The following is an 11,645-nucleotide window of genomic DNA, read 5'->3' on the forward strand; positions in this document are numbered from 1 at the left end:
TCCTAGCATTCAAACGTAAAGTTATCGATAAGTCTGGTTTTACCTATATACACTGCCATAGCAATAAGCACCTTACCTTTTATTACATCGATTTTTTCAACTGTCTCCAAATCTACGGCTTCTACATAATCAATTTTAGCAAGCGGTTCTTTATTTATATTGTCTTTCATTTTATTGATTATCGTATTTACATCTCTTTCTCCCGATACCAGCAAGTCTTTACCAAGAGAAATCGTCTTATATAAGATAAGGGCAGCTTTTCTTTCTTCTTTATTTAAATATGTATTTCTAGAACTTTTCGCCAGACCGTCTTCCTCTCTTATTATAGGACAGCCTATAACATCAATATCCATATTTAAATCTTTTACAATTCTTTTAATAACGCATAACTGCTGTGCGTCTTTCATTCCAAAGTATGCTCTGTCAGGTGTCACTATATTAAATAATTTCGTTACTACAGTCATAACGCCTCTGAAATGTATGGGTCTTGATTTTCCGCAAAGTTCCGTTGTAAGACCGTTCATATCCACATAAGAACAAAATCCTTCTTTGTACATTTCTTCCGGCTCGGGATTAAAAATCAAATCGGCACCCGTCTCATCACAAAGCTTGCTGTCTTTATTTATATCTCTCGGATAAGTTTCAAGGTCTTCATTTTCCCCAAACTGCATCGGATTTACGAATATACTTACAACGACTTTATCATTTTCCTCTACCGCTTTTTTAATTAAACTTTGATGTCCTTCGTGCAGATAGCCCATTGTAGGAACAAGCCCAACGCTGAAACCGTCTTTCTTCCATGACCTTACTCTATTTCTCACTTCTTCTATATTATGTAATAATTCCATTTCATTCTCCGATTAATATAATTTCTCTATTACTTCATCATCTATTTTATAAGTATTTTCCGAACTTGGGAATACACCTTTATTTATCTCATTATGATATTGTTTGAACGCTTCTTTCATCACACTTCCGATATCCGCGTATTTCTTAACGAATTTAGGAGTAAAATCCGAAAACATTCCAAGCATATCCTGATATACGAGTATTTGTCCGTCACAATATTTCCCTGCACCTATACCTATTGTAGGGATACTTATACTTTCGGTTATAAGCTTTGCAAGCTTTTCAGGGACACATTCCAGTACCAAGGCAAATGCCCCCGCTTTTTCAACCTCTTTAGCGTCTTCAAGCAGTTTTTTTGCCGCTTCTTCACTTTTTCCCTGAACTTTAAACCCGCCAAAAGCGTTAATACTTTGGGGAGTAAGACCTAAATGAGCCATTACGGGAATACCCGCATTAGTTATTGCATTTATAGCCTCGCTCACTTCTTTTCCGCCCTCAAGCTTGACAGCTCCCGCTCGTCCTTCTTTCATTAGCCTTCCCGCATTTTTTACCGCGTCGTAAACAGAGGTTTGATATGACATAAAGGGCATATCCACGACTACCAAAGCGTTTTTTGCACCCCTTGCAACGGCTCTTGCGTGATGTATCATATCTTCCATGGTAACGGATATGGTATCTTCATAACCAAGGATTACATTACCGAGTGAATCTCCAACGAGTATCCCGTTGATACCGGCCTCATCCATTAATTTTGCGGTAGAGTAATCATATGCGGTAAGCATAGATAATTTTTCATTACTTTCTTTTACACTCTTAAAAGTTGCTGCAGTATTTTTCATCCTTATTCCTCTTTCAATATTTTCTTTATATTGCCATAATCAGTATTTTCATTTTTCTCTTCGGCAATATCTATTAGTCCCAATGATAATAATTTATAAATATCTTTTGCTTCATTACTTAATACATCTAAGTGTTTCATTACGGTAGTAATATCATTTCTTTCAATAGGTCCGGTAAGAGAATCTATAAGCCCTCTTTCAGCTATATTATTTGCATTATTCATAAAAAGCGGCATTAAAGCATCTATTGCTTCCTCTTTTTTAAATCCGCTTTCAATAAGCAAATCAGCTCCCATATTTACTAGAGCGATAACTAAATTACTCACGTAAACACATGACGCATGATATTTACTTTTATTATCCTCAGAAATTATTTTGACAGGATTTCCCATGCTCTCAAAAAAACACTTAAAAAAGTCTAAATATTTTTTATTTCCTTCAATTGTAAAATAAGCATTGGAGAGTTCCTTATAAGACGTATACTTATCGTTAAAAGCATACATTGGATGAATGGAATAACCGAGAACCTCTCGGTCACCTTTTTGAAAGACTGCGGAAGATAATGCTCCGCTACAGTGACAAAATATTTTATTTTGAATTTCGAAATCTTTTAGACTTTCCCAAACCATACCGATATCTTTATCCGGTACTGTCAGGAACAATGCATCACATGAATTTAATATATCATATAATGTACTAAAATAATCAGTATCCGTGAATTTAGCTGCTTCACGTGCAGAATCGGGATTTTTGCTGTAATACCCAATAACATCTTTTTTATGCAGTTTAAAGTATTTGCCGAGACTGACTCCTACTTTTCCCGCACCCACAAATCCTATTTTCATTCTACCACCCTCTTTCGGTGATGCCATAAAGTCTCTTTCCTTCGATAAAAGCTTTAATTCTAATTATATAGAATGAAAAACAAAATATTTACCACGGTATAGTTTCAAAATGAATACCATCCGCCTACATAATAGCACTAAGGTTAGTATTTGTAAATAAAAAACAACTATTTAAATATATTTAATCACAAAAAAAGAGCAGATTACTCTGCTCTTATGATTATTTTGATTTACTTAATTCGACCTCAACAGTATTTGCTTTTCCGTTTCGTTCATAAGTGATTTTTATCTTTTCGCCCGGTCTGTGGTAATAAAGTTGTTCTCTGAATTTTAACATATTATTGACTTCCACACCGTCTACTTTTGTAATAACATCATTTTCCTTTATCCCTGCTTTTGCGGCACCCGAGCCATTTACAACTCCTACTATCAATATACCCTTATCTACTTGTAACTTTTCATTTTCAGTATAGTATCTCGCAATTTCCTTATCTACACCTTCTATCCCGATGACTGTAGGCGTGAAAGAACCTTTTTCTTTGATTTGGTTTATTATAGGCTTCACTATATTTATAGGTATTGCAAAACCCAAACCTTCACCGGACTGTATTTTATAAGTGTTTATACCAATCACTTCTCCGGCAAGATTTAACAGAGGTCCTCCGCTGTTGCCGGCATTTATCGAAGCGTCGGTTTGTATAAGATCCTCGGCTATTGTCTTATTATCAACTGCAATGCTTCTGTTTAATGCGCTCACTATCCCCTGAGTTACGCTTCTTTCAAAAGTAAGCCCCAAAGGATTTCCTATTGCAATAGCCGTCTGTCCTATATTTATCTTTTCACTGTCCCCTAAATTAACGACTGGTAAATTCTTTGCATTTATCTTTATTACAGCTAAATCTACAGTATCTGATTTGAATACTACTTTAGCTTCATAACTTGTTCCGTCTTTCAAAGTAACGTTTATTTGTTTGGGATTATCGCTTACCACATGCTGATTTGTAACGATTATCCCATTTTTATCTACTATAAATCCGGTTCCTACACCGCTGCTTTCGTACTCTCTGTTAAACATATCTTTGCTTAGTTCCGTGGTTTCAATGCCTACGACAGCAGGTGTAACACTTGCCGCAACTTTCTCTGTAGTACTGGATTTTAAAGTCGTAGCCGAAGATGAACCAGAGCTATTTCCACCACCCTGACTGACAGTACCTATTTTTTCATCTATCATTTTTTCCATTCTGTAATTAGTTACCAAAAAAGCAACGGAACCGAAAAGAATTCCTCCGATTATCAGCCCTAAAAAGAAAATAGTTAAACCGCTTCTCTTTTCTCTCATATTCTCCTCCTAAAATTCTACAATACCATTGACACCGATCCTGTTCGCAACATCCAAGATATAATCTTTACCCTCTTTGATATCACTGTCAAGGGCTACATTTTTTACAGTTTCATAAGCAATAGTACTTATATTGTTTTCTTCGCTTAAATGTCCAAGCCTTACCCTTTCAGTTTTGCCCTTAATGAGCTCACTTAATACTTTTCCGCTGTCATTATTTGATAAATGCCCGAACGGAGATAAGATCCTTTGTTTCAAATGCATTGGATATGAACCTTTCTTAAGCATATTTTCATCATGATTTGCTTCAAGAAAAACAAATTTACATTCCTTTAAATTTTCTATTACATCTTCTATTATCATTCCCATATCCGTTGCAACTCCGCATTTTGTTTTTCCGTCATCTATTGTAAAGCCTATGGGTGCAACCGCATCATGGGGAATGGAAAAACTATTTATAAGAACGTCATTTATATAAAAAGGGATTTCTTCTTCAATCCTATATATATTTTCTTCTTTTACGCTGCCGACCTTTTTAAGTACGGTATCACAGGCGGCTCTATGTAAATACATGGGGATATCGGCTCTTCTTGATAATACCCCTGCACCTTTTATATGATCACTATGTTCATGAGTAATAAGAATTGCATCTATATCGCCTATTTCAACATCTATTTTTTTTAGTTCATTTACTATAGTACTGCCGGGAAGACCTGCGTCAACCAAAATTTTAGTATTTTCGCTTTCCACAAGCAGACTATTACCTCTGGATGAGGAAAAAAGATTAGTAAATTTCATTTATTCTCCTATTAATTCTATGCATTCTATATTTAAATATATAATTTAATATTAAAAATCCCCTTATAAAATAAGGGGAAAAGGTTACGAATCAACTCTCTTTATGTCCGCTCCTAAATTTCTGAAGTTTTCTTCGATATTTTCATATCCTCTGTCTATATATTTAAGATTTGTAATCTCTGTAGTTCCTTTTGCTACGAGCCCCGCAAGTATCATTGCAGCTCCTGCTCTAAGGTCTGTTGCCTGTATCTTTGTTCCATATAATTCGCTCGGACCGGTGAACACCGCAGTGTTTCCGTTCACTCTTACATTTGCTCCCATTTTTTGAAGCTCTGTTACATATCTGAAACGATTTTCAAATATACTCTCCGTAATGGAACTTACACCGTTTGCAAGACACATAATAAGCCCCATGGGCTGCTGCAAATCAGTAGGAAATCCGGGATAAGGCAAAGTCTTGACATTACAAGGTTTGATATATTCTCTTCCCACTACCCTTATATTATCGTCTTCATCGACACTAACGTCCGCGCCCATCTCAATAAGCTTAGCAGTAATCGAGTCCAAATGAGGAGGGATTACATTTTTTATAAGTACATCCCCTTTTGTTGCAGCCGCAGCTATCATATATGTTCCCGCGGTAATTTGATCGGGAACTACAGAATATTCACATCCGTGAAGCTCTTCGACTCCCATTATCCTGATAACATCGGTACCCGCACCCTTTATTTTTGCACCCATAAGATTTAAAAAGTTTGCAATATCAACAACGTGAGGTTCCTTTGCTGCATTTTCTATAATGGTAAGTCCTTCTGCCTTTACTGCTGCGAGCATAATATTAATGGTAGCCCCAACACTTGCAACATCCATATATATATTGGTACCTTTGAGACCATAAGGTGCTTCGATTTTTATTGAGCCTTTTACATCTACTTTTGCACCCAAGGCTTCAAATCCTTTGATATGAAGGTCTATCGGTCTCGCACCTATATCACATCCCCCCGGAGGAGGAAGTTCAACAAATCCGTTTCGTCCAAGTAAAGCACCGAGGAGATAATAGCTCGCTCTCATTTTTGTACTTTCATCTGCAATTTCTTCGCTGGTGCAGTCCGCTATTGCTGTTGTATCTATACTTAAGCCTTTACTCGTTTTTCTGATTTTAGCTCCGAGCTTTTTCATTATACTTATATAATTTCTGATATCTTGTATATCAGGTAAATTTTCTATTAAAAATTTATCAGATGCCAGAACGGTTGCGGGTAATATCCCGAGAGCCGCATTTTTAGCACCGGTTATAGTCACTTCTCCGGTAAGTCTTCTGCCACCGTTAATAATAATTTTTTCCATATTTTTCATCCTTTTATTCTTTTTCCCCTTAGCTAATTAATTATACTAAAATTAATACTAAAAATAAAGAGTTATTAAATATTATTTATACCTAGAAACATGGACTGTCCTGTAAATGCTTATAACTCCTTGTTCTTGCAAGCAGATTTGTATCACTTAATTTTACTTTTGGAATACCCGCAAATCTAGTTTTATAAACACTGCCGTGGCAATCGGAGCCGCCGCTGACTATCAAGTCATTCTTCTTACAATAATCGAAGTAATACTTGTTTTGTTCTTTTAACGGATTATATGAGCTGTAACATTCAAGTCCGTCGATACCTAAATCCAAATAGTAATTCAACATATCTTCACTCATTACATTTCCCGGGTAATAATAAGAAGGATGTGCAAGAACCGCAACGCCACCTGCATTTTTTATCACTTTGATTACTTCTTCGGAAGAAATCAAATCTTCATCTTTTGGCACGGGAACTTGAGCTTTAACTTTATTAAATGCCTCTACACCTTCGCATACTCCTTTTTCTGCAAGATAATTCATTATGGGAAGTCCCGCCATTTCCTTCATTTTATAGATATTATATTCCTCTAAACTTACACCATTATCACAATTTTTTTCTACCCATTTTATTATCCTGGTATCTCTGTTTTGTCTTACTCTTCTTGTTCTGGTCATCGTATAAGTAAGATCGATATCGTCAATATCTATATCATATCCGAGTATGTGTATTTCCTTATCAAATGATTTAGAACATATTTCTGTTGCCCTTATGAAGTTTAGACCTTCCTTATTTGCAATATACTCCGTAAGTTTAACATTTGAAATGCTATCATGATCCGATATCGCAAAATATTTAAGTCCTGCCTCTTTAACATTTTTTACTGTCTCTTCACTGTCCCAGCTTCCGTCGGAAGCATTTGTATGAATATGAAAATCTAACCTGTCCATTTTCCCTCCTATAATAATTTTCTGAAATAGCACCCTCTTGTAGCGTTATTGATCATTTCCTTTTTTTCAAAGTATGTTATTACTTTTTTTATATCATATATACTTTCATTATTAAATATAAATATTTTATTTATATCACTATCTAATCTATCAAGTTTGTCAAATATGCATAAAGGATATGTATTATAAATTTCGCTGGTTTGTCCGTTGCATTTTACTCTAAACTTTTTATCCATTCTATCTATCAAATACTGATTTTTATTGCAGTTTTTACATCCTATCTCTTCTTTTATTGGACAATTCCTCGCAGTCATCAAAGGCAGATATCCATATACTATAATTGATAATTCCGTATTTGTATTGATTTTATTTATATTATTTATGGTATTTTCAAAGGAAAGGGTAATATTTCTTAAATTACGTATTTCTTTTTCCAATAAATCAACACTGTACGAATTGGTAATATTAGTGCCAAACCCGGTCATTATATCAAAATCCATTTCATCCAGAAGATGTATTTTCCCGATAGTATGAGCAAGTCCTTTTTTAATCCCGAACTCTTTTGCCTTTAAAAGGTTTTTATTTATATCTGTCTCATCATCGAAATATACCCTTGGCATTTCTACTCCGATTTTATCTTTGTATTTATCGATTAAATCCTTATTTAATTTACTAATATCAAATAAAGGAATATAAGTTTCATCAAAATAATCAAGAATAAAATCATCGAGTATACTTAAATCATTTATGACAGATATATTTTTACTACCTATAGGTCTGATTTTATCTTTTAATTTTGTTAATTTATCTATATCATATGAAGGGAATTTACTAAGTCTGATTTCGTCCAATTTATCTGTAGCATTTCTTCTGATTTCATTTATTTTAGAAACAGGTAAAAATATATTTTCATCTGATATTCCGGTAATATTTTCTGCGTGATAAACAGTTGAACCTAACTTCAATAAATTTTTTTCAATATTTTCTTTTGTGGTCGGTTTATTTTTTGCTTCTTCAATTATATCACTTTTAACAAAAACTCTATTATTATCTTCATCGATCATTTTAAGACAAGCATTTTTACCCAATGAAAAATCATACTTTATATTTACTTTGACTTTATCTTCATGAATATCTTTATTTCTTATTTCATCAACTGCTGCTTTTGTATAAGATTTATCTTCTTCACTTCTTATACCAAACATATTATTTCTTTTTCCCGTTATATATCCGTCGGTAAAACCGCTTCTGGAAAACACATCTTTGAGCAGTTCTTTATTATATTTTCCAGACTCTATTTTATTTCTTATTTCACTTACCACACTTTTTACATATTCATTGCTCTTCATCCTGCCTTCGATTTTTAAAGAAGCAATCCCCATATTTGCAAACTCTTCTATATAATCTATAAAACAAACATCTTTAAGAGACAAATCATACCTTCCCTTATCTTTAACACAGAAAGGAAGCCTGCATACCCCGGCACATAGCCCCCTGTTCCCGCTTCGTTCTCCCAGAGCGGAAGAAAAATAACACTGCCCGGAAACACTCATGCATAAAGCCCCATGAATAAAAATTTCAACTTCTACATCGACTTCATCCATAATTCTTTTTATTTCATTTAAAGAAAGTTCCCTTGAAAGGACAACTCTGTCAAACCCCATATCCTTAAGTTTCTTTGCATCACTCACATTATGCACACTAAGCTGGGTGGAAGCATGAAGAGGGACCTTTGAAATTTGTCTTAAAATATTTATTACTCCAAGGTCCTGAACAATGATCGCATCAAAACCCACTTTATTAATAACTTCAATCTCTTCTATTAAATCCTTGATTTCATTGTCGTAAACCAATGTATTCAGTGTCACATGAGCCTTCTTACCTCTTAAATGACAAAAATCAACTGCTTCTTTTATATCCTCAAACTTAGAGAAATTCTCGGCATTTCTCCTTGCATTAAAATTAGAAAGCCCAAAATATACGCTATCGGCTCCAGATAAAATAGACGTCTTTAAATTATCAAAACTCCCGGCAGGTGCTAAAATTTCTATTTCATTTCCATTAACTATCATAAAAGTACCTTCAAATATTTATTTCAATGTAAGTATATAATAATAGCTATTTAAATACAAATATTTGAATGCTTTTTTATTTTTTTTAGAATTCTGCTAGATTTCACCAAATTTCTCCATGGATTATTTCTATAATTTTTTTATAACTTATAGGAGGCTTAAAATGATAAGTAGAGAAGGAATTATTAAAATAAACAATACATATAATAAAAACATAAAAAAAGAAAAAGAGACTAAAAAAAACAATTTTACCCTATATAAAAACATAATCATAACGATTTTGTCCATTCTCGGTAGCTTTAGTATATTCTTTTCCTACACTTTACCTTTTGTTTTCGGTATCAGTGCTTTTATCATTTATAAAGAAGAACTTTCAAACATCCCCTTAGTTCTTATGGTGATAATAACATCTTTTACTCTTGGGATATCATCAGGGATAAGACTTATTTTTTCCATATTACTGATGTTCGTACTTAACCGAAACTATATTATAAACAGTAATAAAGCTACATACGCATGCCTTTCAAGTGTCATTACATTATTTAGCGGCTTACTTATGAATTACATAGCTAAAAATCCTCCAATAAATAATATGTACTGTGCACTTGAAGCCCTTAGTTTGGTAATAGTTTTCTTTATCTTCGATACTGCCTATAACTTAATTGAAAATATTAATTTAAAAAAAGAATTTTCATCCTTTGAAGCCTTAAGCCTTGGAGTCGTATTTTCGATTATTTTACTTGGTACGGCAGATATAAATATATTTACCTTATCGGTAGCTATGATTTTTACTACCTTCCTTTTGTTATTCGTAGCTACATACTTCTCTCTAAGCCTCTGTTTAAGTTTTTCACTGGTAAGCAGTATCCTCCTTACTTTAAGAGGAGGATTTGATACCGATATAATACTTATATTTACCGTTGCATGCTTGTTTGCATCAATGACGAAAAACATATCCAAAATAACCAGTACTCTTATCTTTGGATTTACGGCGCTTACATTATCGTGTTATATAAATAAAAGTATAATGTTTACAGTAGGAATAAAAGAGATACTGATTGCTTCTGTAGCTTTTTTGATTTTCACGGCAGTGTTTAATGATAGGATAATGGCATTTCTAAGCTCAACCGAAACCATAGACCATGGAAACATATTCAATAATGCCATAAAGAAGACCATAAAAGAAGAAATAGAAAATAAAAAGAATATGATCAACGAGGTAAGCTACAATATTACCCTTAATAATAAAGATAAGAATACTAACGTGACTAAAAGTATCTGCAAAGTACTTACCGCTGATATTTGTACAAACTGTGAAAATTTTCATAAATGCTGGAATGAAGAAGGTGAAGATACTTTTGTAAATTTCTCACAAGTAATACTCGATACATATAACGGAACGATCACATCTAAAAAAGATTTACCTAAGAGTTTTATAAATAAATGCAAATATAACTTTTTTATGTTTAAAAGCACATCTTATCTTTGTGATAATTTAAAACTTAAAAAAGAATATAACGATAAATTAAATAAATTCAAGAGTCTTATGAAAATAGAATTCAATAGTGTCAATAAAACTTTGGATAACATATATAACAATATAAAAAAAGGACTAAATTATTTTTCAAGCGATGAAAAGAAAGTAAAGGAAGGATTATTCTCAATGGGAATAATCGTAAAGGAAGCAGTTATCTTAGAAGACTTTCAAGGAAAAATCAAAACTTATCTGAAGACGGGAAAAAGATTATCAAGCGAAGAATATCGAATAACCGTACCTCTACTATTAAGCGAAATACTTGGTAAAAATATAATGTACGATTACAACTCCTACACAGAACAGGCTTTTGAAGCTTTTGAATATACCTTCACGGAAAGAATGCCTTATTCTCTAAGTGTAGGAGTCAGAAGAGAGAAAAAGGAAAACAGAGAAGAATGCGGAGACAACTATTCCAATATAGTTCTCCCAACTAACACACATTTAATTGCCCTCGCCGACGGAATGGGGAGCGGAGAAAAAGCAAATAAGCAAAGTGAAAGAGTATTAAATTTACTCGAAGAAATGCTTAGCTGTGGAAGCGGTGAAGAAAACAGTGTAAATATGATCAATTCTATTCTTTCATTAGAAGAAGATGAAATATTTACGACTTTGGATGTAGTACTGTTTGATTTATATAATGCGGAAGCGGAATTTATAAAAGCCGGAGCACTTGAAAGTTATTTAAAAAGAGACGGTGAGATAATGGACTTGACCGGAGAGGCCCTTCCGATCGGTATTATAGAAAATATAAATTTAGCTACAGAAAAACTAAAACTTAAAAATAACGATTATTTATATCTTATAAGCGACGGCTTCTTGGAAGCATTCTCCGATGACAGAGAACTTATAAAACAAAAAATACAAAATATGGAATACAGAAATCCTCAAAAAATAGCAGACGAACTGTTCAACGAAGCATATGCGAGAAGCCTCGGAAAATTAAAAGATGATGTAAGTATCCTTGTAGTCAAGGTCAGAGAAGAAATAGCAGGATAAAAGAACTCCTTAGTGAGTTCTTTTTTATTAATCATTAAAATAATAATATAATACTAAAATATTAATTATTCATT

At 33.4% G+C, this 11,645-nt stretch carries 9 protein-coding genes; 1 reads left to right on the forward strand and 8 read right to left on the reverse strand.

Annotated features, from left to right (window positions below; translation table 11 throughout):
• Positions 1-2: 2 nt before the first annotated feature.
• The 8 genes from panC to NSA01_RS02980 form a co-directional block, all read right to left on the reverse strand.
• Positions 3-848: a pantoate--beta-alanine ligase gene (gene panC, locus NSA01_RS02945; RefSeq protein ID WP_257480023.1), complete on the reverse strand. Its 846-nt coding sequence runs from the start codon at positions 846-848 to the stop codon at positions 3-5.
• A gap of 12 nt (positions 849-860) precedes the next feature.
• Positions 861-1,688, reverse strand: a complete 828-nt coding sequence (gene panB / locus NSA01_RS02950) for a 3-methyl-2-oxobutanoate hydroxymethyltransferase (protein WP_257480024.1) — start codon at positions 1,686-1,688, stop codon at positions 861-863.
• Between the two features lie 2 nt (positions 1,689-1,690).
• Positions 1,691-2,560: a Rossmann-like and DUF2520 domain-containing protein gene (locus tag NSA01_RS02955; RefSeq protein ID WP_257480025.1), complete on the reverse strand. Its 870-nt coding sequence runs from the start codon at positions 2,558-2,560 to the stop codon at positions 1,691-1,693.
• A gap of 193 nt (positions 2,561-2,753) precedes the next feature.
• The gene (locus tag NSA01_RS02960) at positions 2,754-3,872 is read right to left on the reverse strand and encodes a S1C family serine protease (protein ID WP_257480026.1); all 1,119 of its coding nucleotides are present in this window, start codon (positions 3,870-3,872) and stop codon (positions 2,754-2,756) included.
• Positions 3,873-3,881: 9 nt separating this feature from the next.
• Positions 3,882-4,670, reverse strand: coding sequence for an MBL fold metallo-hydrolase (locus tag NSA01_RS02965; protein WP_257480027.1), 789 nt, complete (start codon positions 4,668-4,670; stop codon positions 3,882-3,884).
• 84 nt (positions 4,671-4,754) lie between these two features.
• Positions 4,755-6,017 (reverse strand): UDP-N-acetylglucosamine 1-carboxyvinyltransferase, encoded by a 1,263-nt coding sequence (locus NSA01_RS02970; protein ID WP_257480028.1) that lies wholly within the window; start codon positions 6,015-6,017, stop codon positions 4,755-4,757.
• Between the two features lie 91 nt (positions 6,018-6,108).
• Positions 6,109-6,966, reverse strand: a complete 858-nt coding sequence (locus tag NSA01_RS02975) for a PHP domain-containing protein (RefSeq protein WP_257480029.1) — start codon at positions 6,964-6,966, stop codon at positions 6,109-6,111.
• An 8-nt stretch (positions 6,967-6,974) separates the two neighbouring features.
• The gene (locus NSA01_RS02980; protein WP_257480030.1) at positions 6,975-9,038 is read right to left on the reverse strand and encodes a peptidase U32 family protein; all 2,064 of its coding nucleotides are present in this window, start codon (positions 9,036-9,038) and stop codon (positions 6,975-6,977) included.
• Positions 9,039-9,201: 163 nt separating this feature from the next.
• Between NSA01_RS02980 and NSA01_RS02985 the strand changes: the two genes are divergently transcribed.
• Positions 9,202-11,571: a SpoIIE family protein phosphatase gene (locus NSA01_RS02985; RefSeq protein WP_257480031.1), complete on the forward strand. Its 2,370-nt coding sequence runs from the start codon at positions 9,202-9,204 to the stop codon at positions 11,569-11,571.
• Positions 11,572-11,645: the final 74 nt, after the last annotated feature.

The organism is Anaerofustis stercorihominis (genome assembly GCF_024623185.1).
Classification (GTDB): Bacteria; Bacillota; Clostridia; order Eubacteriales; family Anaerofustaceae; genus Anaerofustis.